The organism is Streptomyces sp. HUAS YS2, from assembly GCF_033343995.1.
Taxonomy (GTDB): domain Bacteria; phylum Actinomycetota; class Actinomycetes; order Streptomycetales; family Streptomycetaceae; genus Streptomyces; species Streptomyces solicathayae.
On sequence record NZ_CP137573.1, the window covers coordinates 1 to 22854 of the forward strand.

General features: G+C 68.2%; 13 protein-coding genes and 5 pseudogenes. 15 read left to right on the forward strand and 3 right to left on the reverse strand.

Features of this window, described 5'->3' with window-relative positions:
- The 10 genes and pseudogenes from R2D22_RS00005 to R2D22_RS00050 all read left to right on the forward strand — a co-directional run.
- Nucleotides 1-750: helicase associated domain-containing protein (locus R2D22_RS00005; RefSeq protein WP_318099925.1), on the forward strand; the 750-nt coding region annotated here is incomplete at its 5' end.
- Complete coding sequence (locus tag R2D22_RS00010) at nt 741-1100, forward strand: TIGR02391 family protein (protein ID WP_318099927.1); 360 nt, start codon at nt 741-743, stop codon at nt 1098-1100. The genes R2D22_RS00005 and R2D22_RS00010, both read left to right, overlap by 10 nt.
- A 295-nt stretch (nt 1101-1395) precedes the next feature.
- Complete coding sequence (locus R2D22_RS00015; RefSeq protein WP_318099929.1) at nt 1396-1650, forward strand: hypothetical protein; 255 nt, start codon at nt 1396-1398, stop codon at nt 1648-1650.
- 960 nt (nt 1651-2610) lie between these two features.
- A complete protein-coding gene (locus tag R2D22_RS00020) occupies nt 2611-3360 on the forward strand; it encodes a hypothetical protein (RefSeq protein WP_318099931.1) in 750 nt (249 codons plus the stop codon).
- Nucleotides 3361-4549: 1189 nt separating this feature from the next.
- Nucleotides 4550-4926 (forward strand): annotated as a pseudogene (locus tag R2D22_RS36050) (restriction endonuclease).
- A 311-nt stretch (nt 4927-5237) separates the two neighbouring features.
- Entirely contained in the window at nt 5238-6650 is a 1413-nt protein-coding gene (locus R2D22_RS00030) for a serine/threonine-protein kinase (protein WP_318099934.1), read from the forward strand.
- A 1157-nt stretch (nt 6651-7807) separates the two neighbouring features.
- Nucleotides 7808-8574: pseudogene (locus R2D22_RS00035) on the forward strand (IS5 family transposase).
- A 1627-nt stretch (nt 8575-10201) separates the two neighbouring features.
- A pseudogene (locus R2D22_RS00040) lies at nt 10202-10467 on the forward strand (hypothetical protein).
- Nucleotides 10436-10969 carry a DUF6879 family protein gene (locus tag R2D22_RS00045; RefSeq protein WP_318099935.1) on the forward strand — a complete coding sequence of 178 codons (534 nt, stop codon included), beginning with the start codon at nt 10436-10438 and terminating at the stop codon, nt 10967-10969. The pseudogene R2D22_RS00040 and the gene R2D22_RS00045 overlap by 32 nt, the downstream one beginning before the upstream one ends.
- 21 nt (nt 10970-10990) lie before the next feature.
- Nucleotides 10991-11674, forward strand: a pseudogene (locus R2D22_RS00050) (helix-turn-helix domain-containing protein); the annotation flags it as partial.
- Between the two features lie 550 nt (nt 11675-12224).
- Here the strand turns inward: R2D22_RS00050 and R2D22_RS00055 are convergent.
- From R2D22_RS00055 to R2D22_RS00065, 3 genes and pseudogenes are all read right to left on the reverse strand, one after another.
- Nucleotides 12225-12756: pseudogene (locus R2D22_RS00055) on the reverse strand (hypothetical protein); the annotation flags it as partial.
- Between the two features lie 572 nt (nt 12757-13328).
- Nucleotides 13329-14096, reverse strand: a complete 768-nt coding sequence (locus R2D22_RS00060) for a hypothetical protein (RefSeq protein ID WP_318099938.1) — start codon at nt 14094-14096, stop codon at nt 13329-13331.
- Nucleotides 14097-15019: 923 nt separating this feature from the next.
- Complete coding sequence (locus R2D22_RS00065; protein WP_318099940.1) at nt 15020-17326, reverse strand: DEAD/DEAH box helicase; 2307 nt, start codon at nt 17324-17326, stop codon at nt 15020-15022.
- Nucleotides 17327-17511: 185 nt separating this feature from the next.
- Here R2D22_RS00065 and R2D22_RS00070 point away from each other — a divergent pair, with 185 nt between their 5' ends.
- The 5 genes from R2D22_RS00070 (at nt 17512) to R2D22_RS00090 (ending at nt 22845) form a co-directional block, all read left to right on the forward strand.
- Nucleotides 17512-18120: a TniQ family protein gene (locus tag R2D22_RS00070; RefSeq protein WP_318099942.1), complete on the forward strand. Its 609-nt coding sequence runs from the start codon at nt 17512-17514 to the stop codon at nt 18118-18120.
- 34 nt (nt 18121-18154) lie between these two features.
- On the forward strand, nt 18155-18538 hold the full coding sequence (locus R2D22_RS00075; protein WP_318099943.1) for a hypothetical protein: 384 nt from the start codon (nt 18155-18157) through the stop codon (nt 18536-18538).
- A gap of 169 nt (nt 18539-18707) precedes the next feature.
- Nucleotides 18708-19412: a TnsA-like heteromeric transposase endonuclease subunit gene (locus tag R2D22_RS00080; protein ID WP_318099945.1), complete on the forward strand. Its 705-nt coding sequence runs from the start codon at nt 18708-18710 to the stop codon at nt 19410-19412.
- Entirely contained in the window at nt 19409-21718 is a 2310-nt protein-coding gene (locus R2D22_RS00085) for a transposase (RefSeq protein ID WP_318099947.1), read from the forward strand. The genes R2D22_RS00080 and R2D22_RS00085 overlap by 4 nt, the downstream gene beginning before the upstream one ends.
- On the forward strand, nt 21715-22845 hold the full coding sequence (locus tag R2D22_RS00090) for an AAA family ATPase (RefSeq protein ID WP_318099949.1): 1131 nt from the start codon (nt 21715-21717) through the stop codon (nt 22843-22845). Before R2D22_RS00085 ends, R2D22_RS00090 begins: the two co-directional genes overlap by 4 nt.
- The last annotated feature ends 9 nt before the right edge of the window (nt 22846-22854 follow it).

The window sequence follows — 22854 nt, forward strand, 5'->3', positions numbered from 1 at the left end:
GCCCATGCGCGTGGGGAGCTGAGCCGGGAGCGGGTGGGGCAGTTGGAGGAGCTCGGCATGATCTGGTCGCATGCCGAGGTCGCGTTCGCCGAGGGGCTGTCGGCGGCAGGCGGGTGGGCGGATGAGCACGGGCATCTGTTGGCGCCGGCCGATGCCATGTGGGAGGGGTACGCGGTGGGGGTATGGCTGAAGAACCAGCGAGCGGCCGCGCGGCAGGACAAGGACACGCAAGGAGCGGGTGCGCTGAGTACTACCCGGCGGCATGCCCTGGAGAACATCGACCCGTCGTGGTGCCCTTCCTGGTCAGTTGCCTGGCAGCGGTGCTTCCACCTCGCCCGCCTCCACATCCAGAGCGGGCAGGCTCTGCCCCATGAGCCGGGACAGGTGGTGGTCCAAGGAGAGGACCTAGGACAGTGGGCCGGCCGGCAGAGGCGCCAGTGGGACAGCCTCGAGGTGGCGCAGCAATGGCTGCTGCGGGAAACACTCGGACTCGGCCCCCTTCAGGACAGCGAGCGAGGCGTGGCGGCGCCGCGGCGCACGCGGGCGGAAGTGTGGGCAGCCAACCTGGCTGCTGCCCGCCAGTACCGGGAACGGGAAGGGCACCTGGAAGTGCCCCACCGGCATGTCGAGAAGGTCGGCGGGGACGAGCACGCGCTCGGGGTGTTTATCGCCAACAGCCGCTCTCGCCGGGCACGGCTGGCGCCCGAGCGGGTCGAGGAACTGTCCGAGCTGGGGATGCGGTGGGGGTAAAACCCGGGCGGGCGGGTGGAGATCCTGGCCAAGAACCCCTTCCACGGCGGTCAAGTCGGTGGCCGACCGGCTACGGCAGCTCACCGGCCAGGGCCCGCCTGGTCGACGCGGTACTCATGCCGGGCCACAGCACGGCCCGGGTGGCCGTCAGCGCGAACGCCACGGAGCCCGAGCTGGATGAGCAGAAGGGGCTGGCGAACCTGGTCAAGGGCCTGTTCAGCATGTACCGCAACCCGGCCGCGCACGAGCCACGGCTGCACCGCACGGTCACCGACGAGGAACTGCTGGAACTGCTCACGACGCTGTCGATGGTGCACCGACGGCTCGACGGCGCCCACGTCACGCCCTGATGCCGTGTTCAGTGCAACTCGCACCTGTGTTGCGCTGAGCGCAGCCCCGGCTGCCGTACGACGCGCCGAGGAGGACAGTGCTGGGTGTGAGGAGCGGGTCCATGAGCCGTGGACAGGATCTGCTCACTTCCCCGGCTGGCCTGCAGCTTCGCGCTGCAAGAGGGAAGGAACGTCGGGTCCGGGCACGGGTTTGTGGAGGTCGCGGGAGCGGGGCGGGCGTTGCCACCATCGGCTCACCGCGCCGGGCACGGCCCCGGACCGCGGACGTCCCGCCGCATCGTCTGGAGGCCCCGTCATGCCCACGTCCACCGCCGAACCCGCTGGCGCCCGGCCGGTGGCCCCGGCCGAGGCCACCACCGGCAGGCTCGGTGTGGGCGAGGCGGCCGTCGTCACCGTGGTCGCCGCGGTGACCGTACTCGCCGTCCTTTCAGCGCCCGATCCCCCTGGTGCTGACCCTGCTCGCGGGCGCCGTGGGCTGCTGCTCGTCGGCCGTCGCGCGGGCCAGCTCCTGGCCGTCCGGCAGTTGCGTGACGGAGAAGAGGCCGAGTAGCGGCGGACGGAAGCCTGGGGCGACGACCTCACCGACGACGAGCTGGAGAAGCTGCAGCGGGACGCGGCCGGCTTCATGGAGACGTGGATCCGCACACTACGCGAGCAAACGGGGGCCGGGCGTGAGCCAGACAGTGTGTGATCGCCGGGGGGGGGCGCGGGGCCGGGAGGTAATGGGCAGGACAGCGTACGGTCGGGAGCGCGATCCTTGAGCCCATGATGCGGACACGAGGCAGTGGGGCGACAAGGGACCGGGACTATGTGGCACGGGTACGCAGGCACCGGCCGAGTGCCCTGCTGCCGCTGATCGCGCGCGCCTCGGCGGCGTATTCGCTGGAGTCGTCGTGGCTTCAGAGTCCGTACCGCAAGTACACGCCGTGGGCGCTTGCTGATGCCGCCCGGGTCTCGCTGGCGTGCGGAAACGAGTACCGCAAGGACGCTGGCGATGCGGATCTGCTGAAGATCTTGGACATGTACTCGCAGCTGGAGGACCACTACCTCTACGACCATGACAGCGATGAGGACGCTCTGGGCCGGTTCTTGCTGCGCACCTCCGGGGAGCAGATGACGTTCCAAGAGCCGGTCTTCCAGGAGCTGGCGCGGGCCGCGGCCATGCTCACGCAGACCGCGGCAACGCGTGAGGCGCGGTGTCTGCGTCCGGGTTGGGAGGAGGAGTTGCTGGGTGCGAGCCTGTCTCAGTACGTCGGGATCGCCCAGCTGCTGTGGGCATCGGCGATCAGTCGCGCTGGCCGGTTCGACCCGGACTCGCTGCGGGAAGCAGACGCGCGTCGTATCTGTGCGGAGGTCCCGGCCGCCACAATCATCTCGGTGACTGAGCAGCTTTTCGTGACCGACGCGGCCACCTTCCGGGAGGACAACACCCGGACCTGCATGACCACTGATCCGCTCCTGCGCCGCTTCGAGTACAACCCGCTGCGCGGTACCCCCTTCGTGAGGGGCTATGGTCCCGGGTCTTCTCGCCCCCGTCAGCCACTTGATCCCGGCCAAGGCCAGCCCGCTGGGCATCTACTACACCGGCGTCGCCCGCTACGGGGACGCCTTCGCCCAGGACCTCGGCAACCTGTTCGAGGCCTACGTCGGCCGCCAGCTGCAGTTGCTGTCCGACGCCGTGGTCCGGCCTGAGATCGTCTACGGACGCAACCGGGCGCGCAGTGTCGACTGGATCGTCGTCACCGACGAGTTGGTGCTGCTGGTGGAGGTGAAGTCGGTTCGGCCCACCCGGCATCTGCGGCTGGCCACCGACCAGCGGGCCAAGGAGGTGAACCGGATGCTCGGCCGCGCTTACGGGCAGATCGACAACACCGCCGCGCTGATCGCCAGCGGACAGAAGGAGTTCGCCGATGTGCCCACAGACCGGCCCGTGCACGGACTGATCGTCACGATGGAACCGTTCCACATCGTCAACGCGCCGCTGCAGCGGCCGCAGTTGCCAGCCACCACGGTGCCGGTCACGGTGTGCAGCATCAGCGAGCTGGAGGACATGGTCACCATCGACGACGCTCCCGTCAGCCGGCTCCTGTTGGAGCGGGCCGCCGACTCCGAGCGCTCCACCTACGCCTTGCGCGAGGCCCTGTTGGGGCACACGCATGCCCACAACACGGTCCTGAACGCCGGCTGGGACAGCTATCCCTGGCGCGATGCCGCAGCCGCGCACATGGGGTCCGAGCCCGCCGGTACGGTGGGGGTGTAGAGGCCGGGGATGGGTGCGAACACGGCCAAGGAGCGCCACCTGGTGCCGCAGTACTGGCTGCGGGCCTTCCCCGAGGACGGGTACGTCCTGGGGCGGCGGCGGGGTGGGGCGGAGTATCGCACCGGCAGCGCATGGACTTCCTGCTCCTGGACCGCTTCGGCGGATGGGAACTCACCGGACCGGGCGGCAAGCAGTTCCTGGAGGACTTCTGCACCGAACTCCTCATACGGCACAGGAAACCGGCCTGGTGAATAAGCGCCTCGGAGCGCCACCGGCACCGGGCCGCATGTTGGCCCATGTCCACTCCTCGTGGCTCCGCCCGGCCGTTCTTCCTCAACTTCGGATACGGCAGCCTTCGTCTGTGCCGACCAGCGCGAGGCCCCGCTCTCTTCAGCGCTCCATCTCAAGATCACGATTGGTGATCGCGGGGTGACGGCTTGTCAGTGGCGGGTGCTTGGATGGGGCGGTTGCGCAGGGAGGCGCAGCACGACCGGGGAAGGTTCTTCGACGTGCCGTACATCAGGGAGTACACGAAAAGCGACGGGACAGTCGTCCGAGGACACTGGCGGGCGCCAGCGGGAACGGCGCGGCAGACAGCTATCGCTGTGGGAATTGTGGTGGCCGTGGCGGTGTTAGGGAACACCGGTACGTCGGCGGGCAGCGGGGCGGGCACGGAGCCGTTACCCAGCCCGCGGACCTCGTCGCCGGTGACGTATCCGATCAAGTGGCCCGGCTGGCCCAGGCCGGTCACCCGCTCCACTCCTGCGGTGAAGTACCCGATCCCGTGGCCGGGTGGAGCCAAACCGGCTCCGCGGCCAGCGCCGACGGTGTCGTACCCGATCAAGTGGGACCGCAGCGGGAGCGGGCGATGAGCCGACGACCGACTGCGAGGCGGCGACCTGCTCGTCGACGGTCACGCAAGAGCTCCGGTACGGAGCAGCTCGTCGTCATAGGTGGCGGTTTACTGCTTGTGTGGGGGGTGCTCATGAGCCTGGTGCGCTTCCTGAGCGCCCACCCGGTGGTCGTGGTCGTTGTGCTGCTGGCCGTCGTTGGAGCCGTCGCGGTCCGGGTGGTCAAACGACAGCGGGCTGCGCAGTGGGAGCGGGTGAGGGCACAGGGCCTGCGCTACGCGCTGACGCAGCTCGATGCGCTGCACCACCGGGAGTTCGAGCATGCGGTGCGCGATCTGATGCGGCGGGACGGGTGCGCGAACGCGGTCCAGGTCGGCGGCGCGGGAGACAACGGTGCAGATGTGAAAGCGACCGACCCGTACGGCCGGCGATGGTCATCCAGTGCAAACACCGCAAGGCCGGACTGGCCGGGGCCGCGGTCGGCACACCCGATCTGCAGGTCCTCAACGGCACCGGCCGGCCGGTGCACAAGGGCGACGTCGTCGTCCTCGTCACAAACGGGAAATTCTCCAAGCCCGCCATGGAGTTCGCGCATTCCCAACGACTGCACCTGGTCGACCGGACCGTGCTGGCCGAATGGGCGAGCGGTTCGCGACCGCTTTGGGAGCTCCTGAAGGCCGTACCCCCGCCCCGCCGCCCGACCCCACTGTCCTGACAAGACGAAGCACGCAACAGCGGGCCCCGGAGGCGATCGCGTCCGGGGCTTTCGCCGCTGGCACACCTCGTAGGTCGCCTCAGCAAGGCGGCGCCAGTGCTCGAGCATCGCCTCACGCTCCACGTACGCGTCGGTGCACACCACCGAGCTGACCCGAGAGGACCTCCTCGGGCTCACTGGAAGCGGCGCGCGCACCTCCTGGGATGCCTCGCTTCCCCATGGAGAGGTCAGGACCGCGACAGCAGGTTCATCCCGAGCTCGGTAGCATTTCATGGTCTCTCGCTCGAGCCGATCACACCTAAGGAGCGGTCGTGTCCAGCCGCATCCAGCCGCTGCTCCCTGGAGATCCGCGCCGAATAGGTGCCTGGCGTGTCATCGGCCGGCTCGGGAGTGGCGGTATGGGTGCCGTGTTCGCGGTTGTCGATCCCGCTGGGCTACGCCTGGCTGTCAAGGTCATCCACCCTGCGCATGCTGCGAACGATGAGTTCCGGGCACGCTTCCGACGCGAGGTCCGACTCTCCCGAAGGGTGACAGGGCCGTGCCTGGTCCCGGTCCACGATGCCGACACCGATGGAACTACTCCATGGCTGGCAGCCCCCTTCGTGCCCGGGCCGACGCTCGTCCAGTACCTCGATGCGCACGGCCCCGTGCAGGGCGCACCTCTGTACGCGCTCGCTGCCGGGACTGCGGCGGCACTCGCTGCGGTGCATGGAGCGGGGATCGTCCACCGCGACATCAAGCCCGGCAATGTCATCCTCTCTCCCTCCGGCCCCAAGGTTCTGGACTTCGGCATCTCCCACGCCCTGGACGGCACATCGGTGACGCGGACCGGGGTCGTCACCGGCAGTCCGGGCTGGATCAGTCCCGAGCACTACCAGACGGGCGTGGTGGGGCCTGAAGGAGACGTCTTCGCCTGGGGCGCACTCGTTGCTTATGCGGCCACAGGCCGCCTCCCGTTCGGCTCCGGCGCCCCCGATGCCGTGGCCTTCCGTATCATGTCCGCCGAGCCCGACCTTTCGGGTCTTCCCGGCGACCTTCTCCCTATGGTCGAGCAGGCTCTGGCCAAGCAGCCTGGAAACCGGCCTACAGGCGCTGAGCTCGCCCGCGCCTGCTCGACGCTGCTCGCCGCACAGGCCACCGCAGTCACACCCGCAAGCGAGCAACCAACACTGGCTTTCGACCTGGCGAGCGTCCCTTGGGACGTGTCGCACGAGGACGATCCCGCCTGGCGCTCCGCTGGCTCGCGGCGAAAGCGTCCTGGGGTTGTTGCGGCGGCCGCTGTGGCCGCCCTCGTCGCAGGAACCATCGGCGGAGCTGTCACTGTGAAAGCCTCCGGGATGCCCGGCCAGGCGCCGACAGCAGCGCCAAGCAATTCACCTCGCGCAGTCGCTCCATCGGCGCAGCCGTCCGCGCAGGAGGTTCGTCGCCCGAGTACCTCGCCCACTCCTTCGGCTGCTGCAGCCCCTTCCTCTTCTGCTCCGGCCGAGGAGCCGGAGCCGTCCGCTTCTGTCTCGCTGCAGCCGCCTCCGTTCGCCTACCTGCCGACCGAGGTGGACTGCGCTCCACGAAAGCCGGCTGAAGTCGACGGGGCCTGGCAAATTGTCGCCCCGGGGGAAGTTCGGGCTGGGGACGCGGTGGAACTCTCGCTGCGCAACAAGTACGGCAACTTCGACCCCATCCAGCCGGAGATGGACGTGCTGGCGCGCGTGTACGTGCCCGATTGAACGTCGCGGCTGGCGCGAGCCAGCCTGCAGTCCGACACCTCGGCAGTCGTCACCTGGCCGGGAGACTTCTCCGGGGCCGACGCCTCCTACGCCCAGGGCACGTACACCGTGGTGTGGTCGGTCGGCGACGGATCACACCGCTACATCGCCTGTACGGGGTTCACCGCAACCTGACCGCGCCACACGGGAGACGCGCGATTCGTCCGACCTCGGCCAGCAGTACCAAGTTTCCGCACGGCGCGGCAGGAGTGGACAGCGAGTGGGGAGCCCCCAGGGACAACTGAATGCAAGGTCATTGACTGGCGGAAGGCCGGGGGAACCACGGGGTTTCCCAGGCTCATTGTCAGGCCGGTCACAGCCGACGGTGCAGGTACAACCGCCCGCGGCGTTCGGTGTAGTAGAAGCGGCTGGGCTGCTCTCTTTGATGCCTGAACCACAAGACTCCGGCGGCACCCCACGACGCCAGGCCAGCCAGCAGGACCCAGCCCCAGGTGTGCGCGGCAAACGCCTCCATTGCGGTCGCGTTCTCCAGGATCCGAGCGCAGTCTCCAGAAACCCGCATATTGTTGCCTCGGCTGTCCGGGTGGTCCATGCACCATGACACTTCGCCACCCAAGCCGTTGAGCACAAAGGCACACACGACGACTACCAGGCCCGCGAGTGCCGCCACTGGGTGTGTCGGTAAAGGCATGGGACCCGAAGTCGGCTGCCGGTGCACAGTGCCGGGGTTCCTGGAGGAGCTGGAAAATTCGCGCGGTGTCCGTCCGCCGGTACTCCCGGCCGCCCGCCAGTTCAACTCCCGCATGCAAGCGATCTCCGCAGCCTCTTCGGCTGTCTCCCGCTCCTGCTCACGCTCCTCAGGGGTGCGCCACCGCTGCACAATCCCGCCTGGCCGCTGCCTGCTGACACTCGCCGGCGAATGCCCGGCTGAGCGTGCATGCCTGCGCACCGCCGCTCCCGTCGTCTCCCCGTCGCCCTGAAGCACCTTGGCGCCGCATACCTCACACGTCCACACACCCGCCCGTTCTCTCTCCCCGCTGTGTGGTCCTAGGGCGTGTCCGCAATGTCGATCGGTCGTTACTCCGTTCGTGGTGCGACGTCATGAACTGACTGATCAGGCCTGGGAAGTGATCGGGCCGTTGCTGGCTCCGCCCCGGATGGGTCGTCCGGTGCGGGACCGGCGGCAGGTCCTCAACGGAATCCTGTGGAAGCTGTCCACGGGTGCGGCCTGGCGGGACCTGCCCGAGCGGTACGGGCCGTGGAAGACCGTCTACGAACGGTTCCGCCGCTGGTCAGCGGACGGAACCTGGGACCGGCTCCTGGCCCACGTCCAGCAGCACTCGGACGCGATCGGCGAGGTCGACTGGTCGATCGTCTGCGTCGACTCGACCATCGTGCGGGCCCATCAGCACGCCGCCGGGGCCCGAAAAGGGGGCCCTGGACCGGCGAAGCACTCGGCCGGTCCCGCGGCGGACTGAGCACAAAGATCCACCTCGCCTGCGACGGACAGGGCCGGCCGCTCGCCTTCACGATCACCGGCGGGAACGTCAACGACTGCACGCAGTTCGAACCGGTCATGGCCCGCATCCACATCAAGCGATACGGGCCCGGCCGGCCCCGCACCCGACCGCTACGGGTGGTCGGCGACAAGGGCTACTCATCCCGCAAGATCCGCTCCTACCTGCGCAGACGCGGTATCGCCTGCACCATCCCCGAACGCGTCGACCAGATCAACGGACGCCTCCGGCGAGGCGAGAGCCTGTGCCGTCTCGACCGCGAGGTCTACCGGCGCCGCAACGTCGTCGAACGCTGTTTCAACCGGCTCAAGCAGAACAAGGCCCTCGCCACCCGCTACGACAAACGAGCCCGCCACTACAAAGCCCTGGTCACCCTCGCCTGCCTGCGACTATGGCTCCCTAGCTGACATTGCGGACAGGCCCTAGCGCTCATCCTCCCGCCAGTCACGCTCTCGCGGTGCCGACTCCGACAAAGACGGCGGCGACGGTGGAACAGCGCCCCCGGATCGTCTGCCCACCCGTCCGTGAGCCGGTCAGCAACGTCCCCGGCATCGCCGACGCTGCTGCAGACACACTCTGCAAGGCGCGAACCTGGCAGTGGAGACCAGTTCAGAAGGGAGGCTCGTCGCTGTAGGCAGTTGGCCGGGCGGGAGCCTTCGGAAGCGGGCTGGTAGCCCAGGGACCTTCTGCTGGAGGCAGTGGAGAACCACCCCACCCGCCGGAAGCCTGCCGGGCTGAGGCCCCGGTAGGTGGCGGGGTACCCCAGCCCGAGGCGGTCTTCGCCGGTGCGGCAGGGGGCGTTGCTGGTGCTTCGTCCGGCTCGAGGCCGTCGCTATCGTTGTTCCACAGCTGGCGCAGGTACTCGCGGCAGGTCACCGGATCGTCCTCGTCCCAGCGGTTGTCGTCCGGCTCGGGCCAGCGCCGGCCATCCGGGTCTCTGTCCTGCAGTTGGCACAGAGCCCGCAAAGGGCATCGACGACCGCCCATTGGCTGGTGGTCGTCCCGGTGAGAAGACGCCGGACGGTTTCTCGGCTCACCTTGTGGGGGTTGGGCATCGTGGCGGTAAGCGCCGCGATCTGCGGAAGCGGGGGCCGCCCGGCTTCCCGATAGTGGACGTAGAGCTCTGCAACGAGCTCGCGCTTGGGCCCAGGCGGCAGCACATCCTTGCCGGGCATCCGCAGCATTCGAGGCATCCACCAACTCTGCCACGAATAAGCGCAGTTAGACACAGGAAAGCGCGTGGTGACTCGGCATCACACCACATGAGAACCCAGATGACCCCGGCCGGCCTCGCTGAGGCCAATCTTCGCCTCACCTGACCCCTCATTAGCTGGCCGTAGACCAGGTGCAGCCCACAGAAACCTATTTCAACAAACCCTTGTTTTCGCTGGTCAGAGGCCCTTTCGGGGTGCTTTTGTTGTTGCCGTCCACCCCTGGGGTACAGGATCCGTCTCAAGAACTGGACAGCGGCATGGTTGTCGTCGAAAACGGCGACGGCCCCCTGGTGGGCAGGGAGCCGTCTGCAGAAGACCGAACATCCCCGATGAAGGAGAGGCTCATGTCCAAGGGCGAGCGTACGGGCAACGTCCCAGCCCCGGAACCCTCCACCCCGTCCTCAACAAGCCGATGGGCCGCACGAGCACGGCGATTGCGCAACGAGGCCGGCCTCTACCTGATCCGCGGCACAGCGACCGCGCTCGGCGGTGCCATCGTGACGTACAGCGGCATCTGGCTTCACGCTCGCTGAGGCCCTCACACACGTCGACGATGGAGACAACTGTCCGGGGCCAGAAGGCAGGGAGCAAGGGCCTCTACCGATGCTTTACCCACTACGGCGCGCCATGTGGAGAGCTTGGACCTGCCCATTGCCCTCCCGTGCCGGGTGCTTGGGAAATCGGCCGGTCTCCCACATCGTGCGCCGGAGGATCCACAGCCCGGCAAGCCTCCACCCCTCCTCGTGGTCTTGACCGCCCCGCTCTTCTGCGGAAGCGTCGCATGCAAGAACCTGCAACCGACTAGGCCTAGGAGCACGTTGTGGACCTAGAGTTCATCGGGATCGACCCCAACACAGGGGGCGAGGGATCGCCGACCGCGTGGTGGAACGGCAGTCGGCTGACCTGGTGATCCAGGGCGTCAAGGCCCAGGAGGTCCTGGAGGCGCTGATCGGCGGTACGGAGTGGGCCGAGGGTCACAAGGTCGGTATCCCCGAGCACGAGACTGTGATCCGTATCCCGGCCCGCATGGTGCCTATCCTGAGGAAGGCGTGTGATGTCGCGGAACAGCGTGCCGAGCTTCGCTGACCTCCTGGCCGGCACACGCCGCAGCGCCGTGCATCTGGAGATGCGCGACATGTACTCCGTGGCCGACGAGGTGGAGGAGTTCGAGCGCTTCAAGCGCACCGGGACCCTCGAGCTCGACCCCACGGCCCGATGGTGGCCCGGCTGGCTGGACCTGGTGCGGGACGCGGTCGGCAGGGGTGTAGTGATGCGCCGCGCCCGTGTCGTTTCCGAGCCGGTGACGGACTACATCCGGTGGGAACACGCTTCCACTCCGCTGAACATCGGTGCCGGCGAGTTGGTCCGGTGGCTGCCGCGGCGCCAGGCTGTGGACATCGCGTTGCCGGGCGCAGACTTCTGGCTGTTCGACGACCGGATCGTGCAGTTCAACATCTTCACAGGTGAAGGCGACTGGGCCAACCCGCCCAAGGAGTTCAGCGAGGACCCTGCTGTGATCGCTCTGTGCGCTTCGGCGTTCGAGGCCGTGTGGGACCGCGCTGTCGATCACGAGAAGTACACCGTCTGACCGCCGCAGGACAGCCAGCTCATGCCCGTCTCCCCGTCTTCCAGCGCTCAGGCCGCACGCGAGGCCCTCGCCGTGCGCCTTTCCCATCTGCGCAGGGACGCGGGGCTCACCGGGGATGAGTTGTCTGTCCTGTGCGGTTGGCATCCTGCCAAGACGTCCCGTATCCAGGGCGCCAAGGCGATGCCGACGGATGCCGATATCCGTGCGTGGTGCGCCGCCTGATCGGCCGACGATCAGGTGGAGGACTTGATCGCGACCGCCCGTGCGGTTGATTCGATGTACCAGGAGTGGCGCAGACTCCATCGCAACGGGATGCGCCGGCTTCAGGAGGACGTGAACGCGTCTGTCGCGCGGGCGGCACACCAGCGCGTGTACGCGTCCAATGTGGTGCCCGGGTTCTTCCAGACTCCGGCCTATGCCACGGCGCTGTTGGGGTCCATCACCGCGTTCCAGGGCACGCCCAACGATGTCCCTGAGGCCGTCGCGTCCAGGGTCGCCCGGTCCCGTTTCCTCTACGAGGGCGGTCACCGCTTCGCTGTCGTCCTGGAGGAGGCGGTCCTGCGCCACCGGATCGGCAGCCCCGCGACGATGGCCGGCCAGCTTCGTCATCTGCTCACCGTGATGCCGTTGGTCAGCGTCTCCTTCGGCGTGATCCCCTTCTCTGCCGCCCGGACCGCCCCCGACATGCCCTACGAAGGATGGTTCACAGATGCAGTGGTCGGGATGCCCGGCCGGGCCACACGGCGGCGCGCTGCCAACTGGGCTCTGCGCACCGCGCGACACGGGCGCACTTGCGGACTTGGGCCAGCCGGACAGCTTCTGACGGTGTATCTCCACGCACTTGCCTTGCCTCCTCGGTGCGAAGGCGGCGCTGACCTGGCGCACCTGGGACGTATCTGCGGGCTGTCTGCATCCGCCTTGAGCCTCGAACTCGACTTTGTGGTGGAAGCGGGAGTCCTCGCCTGCTGGAGTCTGGCTCCCACTGGGGAGGAGATCGCCTGGCGGCTGTCGTGACGCACCTGTACCGAACGAGATCCGTGCTTCAGTCCAGGCTTACAGATGGTCACTGAGGCCCCCCACGCGGGGGCACGATCCGCGCTCCGCTTAAGTTCGAAGCGTGGCAGCCGGCCGGTGATGACGCTTCCTGGAATCAGCCACCCCCTGCTCAGGGGTGACCCCAGACCTGCACTACCGCCTGCCCTATGGAACGAGCACGGCGGCTCCCGGGAGCCGCCGTGCTCGTTCCATAGGCGCGTCATTCCGAGCGGGGCTCCGAGCCTCCGAAGTCCGGCGAGGTGAAGTCGGGGGAGGAATAGGGGGCGCGGCCCGGCTGCCGAGTCGCGGTCCGGCCCGGAGAAGTCCGGCCTGGAGTAGCCGATTGTCGGTATGTGGTTGGGCGAGCGGTACGTGGCGTGTCGGGCAGGACCGGCACCCGGGTCGGCGAGCGCGTCCCGCAGGAACGGCAGGATGCCGCGTTCCACCAGGGCGTGACGCCAGGCATCTCTGGCCCGTGACACGTCCTCCTGCAGATCCTCGACCTCCTCCTCGGCCGCCGGTGACGTCGAGCTGTCGCGCAGGGCGGTGATGAGGAGACCGACGGCAGCGACGGGGACGACTGCCGCAGTGACCACCGCGAACCACGAGCCCGTGGCCACCAAGGTGCTCGCGAACGAGGCCGTTGGATTGAGCGTCGTCAGGACATGGCCGACCACCAGGAAGATCGCCGCGGCGGCGGCGGCCAGCACGGGCACGAGGACGGCGGCAAACGCGAACGCACCCGCGCCGGTTTCCTCCGGAGCTGGTCTCTCACGCCTGCCCGGCCGCGCGCGATCGACCACACGCTGCCCGGAAGTGCGCGGCGTACGGATCCCCGCCGGCCTCGGTACTTCCGGGAGTACGCGTAGTCCGAGCAGCGCTGCCAGCAGACGGCGCCCGAAGGACACCCCGGCCCACCGCCGCGGATGGACTCCGTCATGGATCCGGCGGCCACCGGGTTGTCCGGCGCCCAGCACAGCGGCGCCGAACCGTTGGCCCAGGCCCGCCGAGGTCTGACGGTCGGCGGCTCGGGTGCCGGAACCGGTGAAGCCGGCCGAGCCAGAGGCGGACACCGAGCGCGAGGGCGCCGACGGGGATGCCAAGCCACGGTGTTCCTGGCGGACTTGTACGTAGAGCCGGTACTCGGTCGCCGCGGCGCTCGCGATGAGGATGGCGGAACCCAGCGCCATGGTCCGCAACTGTTCTGTGGTGAGCCGTTCTCCGACTGCTGTGAGGTCCGGTCGTTCGTGGGCGCCGCGCAGCACGTCGTCGAGGATCCGCTCGTATTCGGGGCGGTCTTCCGGCAGCAGGGGCGGATGGCTGTTCACAGGCCCTCCTCCCCCAGCGCGGGCCCCTGCCGCCATCGTGGCGCGCCTCGATCGCCGAAGCCAGGCCCCGTTCCGTCGGGCGGGTTCGCAGGGAGAGGAGTGTCGCTGCTGCGCATCGGATCGGGGAGTCGTGTTGCTTCCTCGGGGAGCTCGCCGGATGCGGGCTCCGGCGTACGCTCGTCCGCGGCCGGGGCGTGCTGTCTTGGCGCGGGCATCGCACGCGCAACGGACGACGCTCCTTCTGTGGGGGTAGAGGGCCGGACCGCGCGACCCGCGGAGGGCGCGGACGGCTGCGCCACTTGGGGTGGGGAGTCCACGGCGCCCGAGTCGCCGGCGCCGACCGCGCCCACGGCACTGGCAGCCGCAGTCGGGGGCGCCTCGGCTTCCGCAGCTGCCCCCGCCGGCTGCCGTTCGCCCATCACCGCCTCGTTCACGGTCTGGATGCGGCCCAGTTGAGTGAGCAGCATGGGTGCCGATATTCCGACGACGAGGGCGGCGTACCCGCCGCTGATCTGTCCCGTGGTCCCGAAGAGCACTGCGGCCCCGGCGCCCATCACGCTGTGCACGATGGCCGCGACGGTATCGACGGCGGGGTCGAAGTAGGCCTTGAACTGCGGGGCTACGACTTCCGCCGTCCCTGCCGCGGCTAACTGCCGGTGGATCCGGCGGTCGGCCTGCCAGGAGACGAACCGGGTGTACAGGTCCAGCGCCCCGCGCAGCAGACCACCCGCCGCCCCCAACAGGATTAACGTCGTGACGTCCACGATCTCCCCTGGAAAGCATTGCTGACACCCGGTTGCGAGATTCCGGCCACCGGATGAGCGTAGAGCCGCACGCAAGGGCCTGTCCGGCAGATCATGCGACTTCCCGGGCAGGCTCGTCGGTTGGTACGTGGGCCGGGGGATCCAACGAATCACAGGCCGGTGGTGCGACCACCGCACGGTGATCAACGGGATCCTGTTCCAGGTCAGTCGGCGCCAGGTGCTCGGCAGCCACGGTGCCTCGCCGTGGCCGAGAGAGCGGTCGAGCGGTGATCCGACCGCCCCTGCGGGAACTCACTCCTGCAGAGCCTGTCCCCCCAAAAATAGGCGAACCCCGGAGGGTCCTGGCTTTTCGGTCGAATGAAGTCGGCTTTCAGGAGCGGAGATTGCCATCACCGTGACCGGCTGCCGTCGGGACGGCCGATCCCCCACTCCCCAGAGCTTCTCGCAGCGAGCCGGGGCGCGGTCGGGGAATCTACTCCCCTGTTGACAGTTGCGGTCCGAAGACGGCCGATCGCGTAGATGAAGGGCTCACGATGACCGAAGCCGCTGCAGGGATGCGCTCGTGTCCGCAGTCTTCGCAGCGGAACGGACAGTGGCTCCGGGCTGCCGTCTTCACGCTCCTTAGCTCCGTCTTGGCGGTCGTCGGCCATCATTTGGCCACAGAGGATCCGGTGTCCTGGCAGCGGGTAGCCGTCGGCGCGACGATAGTTTTCGCGCTCTCGTGGCTCGTGGCCCGTCCGATTCGGCCTGGGCGGCACGTGGTCACGGCCACACGGCTATGTGCTGGAGTTCGGACGTACGGCCCACCACAGCGCGTGGACGATGACGGCGGACCCACTGGTCGAGAACAATCGCGACGTGGTTCTGCAATTTCCGCAACCACCCCGCGTTGTAGGAGCGGCTCTCACGGCTGTACGCGTCGGTCAGCGGATCCAGCGGAAGTCGAGGGCTTCGAGTGCGTGGCGTTGTTCTTGGGTGAGCCGGAGTGGGTCGCGGCGTTTCTCTGCAAGCCATGTGGCGAGGTGAAGTCCGGTATTGGGACAGAAGTAGTCGTAGGGCACGTCGAGGTGCTGGTGGCTTCGCCAGAAGGCGCGTGCCGCGAGCAGTCCTCTGGCGAAGGCCCATTGTGCGTGGCCGCGGGGGCGCCGCAGGAGCAGGGCCAGGGGGTGGCGGAGTGGGAGGGCGCCGAGGAGTTTGTGCTGGTCGCTGTGGAGGGTGGGGAGGGCGTCGATCTGGGTGTCGAGCCAGCGGGTGAGGGGGGTCTCGTCGGTGTCGGGGCGCAGGTCGGGGAAGGGGAGGTTGCCGGCGCGTGCGGCTGCCAGGGCTTGGGCGTAGGTGTGGTGCCAGTGTTTCGGCCAGTGGGTGTTCCACCAGGGGTAGATCTCGTTGAGGGCGCGCTGGTAGCCGTAGGGCAGGGTGCGTTTGTTTGCTTCGCGGCGGCGGTCTGCGATCCAGCGTCCGAGTCGGATGCCGCCGAAGGATTCTTCGGTGTATGGGGCGAGGTGGCCGTGGCGGGCTTTGTAGTCCCGGGCGATCTGTAGTTTGTACTCGATGCTGCTGCGGGGGTGGGGCCAGATCATGCCGAGGGTGTCGAGCCGTTCGATGCGTTCGGGCAGGAGCATGTGGTTGATGCGCAGGGAACGCTGGCGGCCGAGCCACCAGCCGAGGTAGAAGCGGACGGGGCCGAGGTAGCGGCTGGGGACGTCGAGATGGCCGTAGGTGTGGAAGTAGCGCTGGGCGCTTTCGAAGCCGATCTGCCATACGCGGTTGGGTGCCCCGGTGGCCTGGAGGTCGAGAAGCGGGATGATCTCGTCGGCGCGTTCGGGTCGGGCGGCGACCCCCAAGTCCTCCTGGGACTCGTCGGAGGTGGCCCATTCGACGCGGTGGATGACGTGCTCGTCATAGGTGCTCAGGGCGATGAGGACCTGGTAGAGGAGGCGGTAGCGGGTTCCTTTGACGCCTTCCTCGAGGTCTTGTCCCGGTTCCATGAAGACGGGGACGACGATGGTGGAGATCTTGTCGTCGCCGGGGTTCTGGCGCAGTGCGCGGCCGACAGCCTGGGTGATGTCGAGGGAGCTCTGTTTGGAGTCGGCGAAGAGGATCGAGTCGATACTGGGGACGTCGATACCTTCGCCCAGGCAGCGGCAGTTGGTCAGGACCGCTCTGTGCGGGGCGATGCGGGGGCTGGTGCTGTTGATGGGGACGGAGCCGAAGTCCACGAGTGATCGTCGGCGGACGGGCGGGCTCTGCTTGGCATTGACCGTGCCGACGAGAAGAGGTGCCTGCATCTCGGGGGGCATGAGTGCTGCTGTTTCGTGGAGGGTTTCGGCGAACATGCTGGCGGATGCGATGAGGCGGTGGAAGGTCAAGGTTCGCCGCAGGTCGTAGAGGTGCTGGGCGCGCAGCAATGCGATCTGGGCGGCTGCCATGCGCAGGCCTTCGGCGCCGGCTGATGCGATGGAGGCGTATCTCAGGACGCGGTGCAGGTCGGCGTCGCTGATCTCGACGGCGACGATCCGGTAGTCCGCCAGCAGGCCCTGGTCGATCGCTTCGGCGAGGGAGATGCGGTAGACGACGGGGCCGTAGAGGCTGTGGTCGTCCATGGAGGCCACTTCGCAGCCGATCGCAACGTGTGAGCCGGATTTCTCGTCGAAGATGCGCGGGGTGGCGGTCATGTAGAGGCGGTGGCGGGCGGGCAGGACGTCGTTGTCGTGGATGACGCCCCAGGCTTTGTAGCGGTTGCCGGCGGTGCGGTGGGCTTCGTCGGCGACGATGATGTCCCAGCGCGGCAGGTGGTGATCGCGGTGGGCCCGGGCCAGCTTTTCCAGTGACTGGTAGGTGCAGAAGACATTCACCGCGCCGTCGGTCAGGGAAGCATGGCGGGCGAGTTCACCGGGGTCGCGGACCATGGCGAGGATTCCGCGCAGCGAACGGACCTGGGTGCTGTCGCGCGAGCAGTAGCCGAGGTAGAACCCCTGGCGGCCTTCGCGCTGCCAGTAGGCGGCCGTTTGCTCGAGGAGGTCCAGGGTGGGCATCACGACCAAGGCGTTGCCCTGGGAAGCGGTCTCCTGGACGGTGTTGAGGGCGACAAGAGTCTTGCCCGTTCCGGTGGCCATGATGACGCTCACGCGGCGCGCTCCGTCGGTGAACTCTTCGATGCAGGCGTCGACAGCGAGTGTCTGGTGGCCGCGTAGCGGCGTTTTGAGGCCGTTGCTCGTCAACGTGGCCACGGTGCCCTCCCGGCAGCGGGTCGTCTCGTTGCGGATCAAGGTTCAGACCCGCGCCGTGGAGGGTGTCGCGGTGTTGCCGCCTTGTTCACCTGAAGAGGTGAAGGCGCCTTGACCGGCCCGTATGGCGGCTGGCGACGATAGAGCGCAAGCAGGCGTGCGGGGTGGGCGGCGGAGAAGGGAACGGCGTGGTGCTGCAGGTGCCAGGGCTCTACGGTCCGCGTCAGTCTCTTCCGCTTCTGGTCCGGCCTCTGCCTGGGGAGTCGACGGGTTCGTTCGTGAACCGGCTGGCTCAAGCCAACGGGCTGGGCCTTGCGGATTTCCTGCAGCGTGTGGGCCAAGGCATGGGGTCGTCGTCGACTGATCCGGCGCGCGTGGAGAAGTACCCGCAGTGCACGGAGATGTATGTGAACGGGCCGGGACTTGAGTATCTGGCCGTGCTGGCCGGTACCCCGGCGGCCGTGTTGCAGCGGGCTCTGCCTGGGCTTGCGACGCGTCACCGGCTGCCGGGTGACGGGGACGCGGTGTGGAAGTGGCCGTGGCAGCCGTCCGAAGGGCATCTGGTGCGCTACTGCACAAGATGTGCGGAGGCCCGCGGGGTCAGGGAACCGAGCTGGTGGCTGATGTCGGACAGCTGGCGTGTGTGCGCCCGGCACGGGCGGTGGTGTGATGACTCAAGGACGGAGCCGCTGGACGGGCTGTCCTTGAAGGAGCTCCCTGAGGTCGTCGACGCGCATCTGGATCGTGCCCGGCTTCACAAGCAGTTCGGCCGGTCGGGGGGGGGAGCTGTTCGCTGATGCTTTTCAGGTGGTGGCGGACTGGTGGCGGACGATGCCCACGGTGCTGCGCTGGGTCCACCGGGCGTGGGCGTGCGGGCTGGAGGACCGCAGTACCCGGGTAATGCCGCTGGTGATCTACCCGGAGGCGGCGCGACTCGCGCAGCTGATGGTCGAGTTCGAGCAGTCGGACGTCCGCGACGCCGATGCCCGTAGCCGGTGGCTCGGCAGGGTCGAGGCGCTGATGGAGTCGTGGGAGCTGGATGTCCAGGTGGGCAGTGGCCCGTTACTGGACTGGCTGCACTGCCATCGGGTACCGGCGAACGCGGAAGCGGAACCGGCCGCCAGGCCCGGGCGGGGACGGTTGCCGCTTGCCCGGGGGCACAGCCGGCTTGCCTTGCCGACAGGGCCTTTGGAGGCGCGCTCGTGCCTGTCCTGACCCGGCCTTGGCAAGCCGGCTGCAGGCGCTCCCCCACTCCTTGCCGTACCGGTCCTGGGCCGGGCCGTCGCGGTCCGTGGGAGCGTGCGCGGTCGCATGAGACAGGGCTCGGATACAGCACGAGTGATGGCCATGCGGAGCGGGGCGGGGTGAAGAGGGCATGCGGAGCGTGAGTGGCTGGCATCTTGATGAGTGGGGTGAGCTGACAGCGTCGTCGGCGGCAGCCCTGGCCGGTGTGGCGCTGGAGGAGAGACAGCCGCCGACGGATCCGGTGGCGTATCACGGCCGACAGGGAAAGATCACGGCATGGCCGTCGTCGTTTCGGTCGAAGGTGGTGTGCGGGTCGCTGCGCCGGCTGCGGGTGACGGTGGAGCTGGACTTCGACCCGGAGGTTGTCCGCTTCAGTGGGGAGCCGGTGGAGCTGCACTGGGAGTCGGGGCGGGCCCGGTACCGGTGGCGGCCCGATTTCGTCGCAAGGATGCGGGACGGTTCTCGGTGTGTCGTGGTCGTGCGGCCGCCGCGCGGGATCGGGCCGCAGTGGCAGGAGCGTCTGGCGGCGCTCGATGAGGTCGCACAGGCCGCGGGCTGGCAGGTTCAGATGCGTTCCGTCCCGCAGGGTACCCAGTTAGAGAACCTGATGTGGCTCGCGGACTACCGCTTCGCAGACGGGGTGGACCCGGAACAGGAACAGGCCGTTCTCCATGCTTTTCGGCGCAGGCGGCCTCTGTTCGAGGGGGTGGGTGCGTGCGGAGTCCCGGACCTGATCGCTATTGATCTTGTGTATGGGCTGATGTGGCAGCGGCGGCTGCTGTTCGACTGGGACCAGCCGCTGCCTCGGGGCCCGCTGGTGTGGACGGCGCAGGGGGCGGCATGACTCAGCGGAAGTTGTGGGGCTGGTTCGAGAGTGACCGGGTCAGCCTCGAAGACCGGGTGCGCTGGCAGGGGCGGGAGTTCCGTGTCGTTGCTTTCACCGGCCCTTATGTCACACTCCAGCCTCTGCCGGAGCCTGCTGCGCTGGTGGAGGCCTCGTACGGGGAGATGGCAGGGTCGGCGGACTTTGCCGTCCTGGACGAGGCGGGAAATGCCGTCGAACGGACCAGGCTGCCGCCTCTGGGAAGACTGCTGCTGGTCGTCGGCAAGGAGGACCGCAAGCGGGCGCTGATGTGGCACCGGCACATGAAGGAGGTCGAGACCGGAATCCGGCCCGGCCGGCGCGTTCCACGGGCGGATTACGACCCGGCGAGCACCACGATGGAGCAGCGGCTGAAACGCAAGGCTGCCGAGCTCGACGAGCTGGACATCAGCATCAGCTGGCGCACGCTGGACGACAAGCGGCGCCGATGGAAGCAGGCGGATGAGAACCCGCTGGTCCTCATCATCGATGGGCGCAAGGGGCGAGCTCCCTCGCCGGGAGGAAGGACCGACCCGCGTCTGCTGGAGATCATGCAGGAGGTGACCGCGATCCTGGCGCGCCAGTCGGGCGGGAGGATCGAGCGGGCATTCGATCTGGTCGAGGAACGCGTCGAGACCCGGTACGCGAAAGAGCTCGAGGATCCGCAGGAGGCGAAGCGGCTGCGGCTGCCACGCTCGACGTTCTACAAACGGATGAACGAGCTCGGCCTGTCTGCCATCCTGCTCGGCACGACCCGGCAGCGGGCCTCCCAGGCGAGCAAGCCCAAGAAGCCCTACACCCCGTCATACGCGGTGCGGCCCGGGCAGATCATGCAGATCGGCACCACTCCGCTGCGGATCAAGGTTCTGGGTGACGGCGGGGAGGTCGTGTCGGCGGAGATGACGATTCTGATCGATGTCGCGACCCGCAGCATCGTCGCGCTGATGATCGTGCCCGTCGTCACGGGCGAGGGAAAACCCGGGCAGCGGGTCGGTGGCCGGGCGACACGAACGTTCGACCTGGTCCTCCTGCTCGCCCAGGCATACGCACCCATGCCGACACTGCCCGGCTGGGACCCTCTGACCGCGGCCAGTGCCTCGGCGCTGCCGTTCATCAAGCTGCGTGAGGCGGACCCCCGCTTCACCGAGGCCTCCGCGGCCCGCCCGGTGATCCATCCGAGAACGATCATCGTCGACCAGGGCAGTCAGTATCTGAGCCAGCACTTCGAGGACGTCTGCAACTTCCTCGGCATCACCCTCCTCTATGCGCGCAAAGAGGAGCCCGACGACAAGCCGATCGTCGAGCGGGTCTTCTCCTCGTTCGCCGATTCCTTCAGCCAGCACGTCGCCGGCTGGACCGGGCGCAGTCACGCGGTGCGCGGGCGGGGCGTCGAGCGCCAGCCGCTGTGGACCATTAACAAGGTGCAGCATATGGCGCACGAGTGGGTGGCCCTGGAATATCAGCAGCTGCCCCACGAAGGGCTGCAGCACCCGGAGCTGCCAGGCATGACGCTGTCTCCGAACGAGATGTACGCGGCGATTGTTCCCGGCGCCGGGTACCGGCCCAGGCCGCTGTCACCGACGGACAACCGGCAGCTGCTGCTGCCGGCCTGGGTGACGGTAACCGACAAGGGTTTCGACATCGAGAACCGCACGTACCAGAACGAGGTGGGTGAGCTGAGGCTCATGGCCGGGCTGCATTCCGGGCTGGCCGGACCGGGCAAAGGCGGCCGGTGGGAAGCACGCTTCAACCCCTACCGTCCCGATGTCGCCTGGCTGTACGACCACCGCGGCCCGGGACGGTGGATCAAGGCGGATTTCGTCCACCGGCGGCTGCTCACCGACGTCCACTGGACCGTGGATCACTGGGAGGAGGCCACCGCTGTAGTCCTGGCTGATGGCGGCCGTAAGGAGCACCAGGCAGCGATCGCCCTCGCCGTGAAGGAACGCCGCCGTCGCACCCGCACCGCTCCCCCACGCCACACCCGAACCGGGCCGTGGATCCCGTTCCAGGGCCCGGAGCTGGACGTCGACGAGCCTGCGGCCAACCCGTACGCCGGCATCGGTGAGATCGACCTGGACTCCATCACTCCCTACGAATCCCTGCCGATCCCGGCACGGCCGACCGCCGCGCCGACTGGCGCCGTCTCCACGCCGTCTGACAGGGACGGCCTGGCTGCCCTCTTCGCGGACACCGCGCCTGACGACGACCTCGATGAGGCCCCGGACCACCCCGCTTTCGACCTGGGCCTGCCAGGAAGCACCGAAACCGTCGAAGGAGAGATGTGAAGGCGACCACGGCGCTCCAGAAACAGCAGGAAGAACGGGCGCTGCAGCGGGCGCAGCTGGCGCCGATGCGCCCGGAATGGATCTACCGCCGCCAGGGGTGGAACAGCTTCACGCGCGAAGACATCGCCCAGCCCGACCTGGCCGACCACCCCCCGCTACCGACGGAGGATGAGCGCCTCAGCGACCCCCGCCTGGCCTACCACGCCCACCTGAAGCTGGTCTCCCACCAAGGCTACGACGAGGTCCTGCTGGCGTCGTTCAGAGCCGTGATGGTCAACAGTGACCGGCGGGAGGGGATCCTGGACCGAGTCATCGACGCAATGAGCGGCACAGGCAAGTCCCTGCTGCTGAGGGCTATCGGCCGCACGGTCCAGCGCGACATCGAGGACCGCACCGGAGGCGAGCTGGGCGCGCACATCCCGGTCGTCCACATCCTCGCGCCGGCCGACACCGACAGCAAGGTCAACTGGGTGTGGGAGATCGCCTGCTTCCTCGGCCTCAACCCCGAGCCCCTCAACGAGAACGCCCTCCTGCGCTGGCGCAGCTATCCCGACCTGTCGGTGCCGGTCAACTACGTCCTGGAGAACGCTCTCACCCGGCTGCTGCTCGTCGACGACATCCAACGCGTCCAGCCCCACCAGCTCGCCCCGGTCCTGCACTACTTCGACTACCTGCGCAACCGGCTCGGTATCACCACCATCTTCTGCGGCACCGGCGCCAGCGACATCGTCCACGAAGCCCGCGCGATCGCCGACCGGCACGAAGTCGCCATACAGAGGCGCCTCACACTCCGTGCCACCCACAGCCCCGGCCAGCAAGACGCGCAGCAGAAGGACCAGGCACATTCTTTGCTGCCCATCACCTGGCTCGATCCGATCCCGTTCAACGCACAGGACAAAGAATCATGGCTGCAAGTCCTGGCCGGGTACGAGAAACACCTCAGCCTGCACAACCTGAACAAGCATGCCCTGACCGAGCACCACGAGTACCTCCACAACCGCACCGGCGGATACTTCCTCGCCCTGTCCCAACTGATCTGCCAAGCAGCCACCCTCGCCATCCTGACCGGCACCGAGAACATCACCCGCACCGAACTCGACGCCATCCACATCGGCCGCGGGCACTGAGGTGAGGTA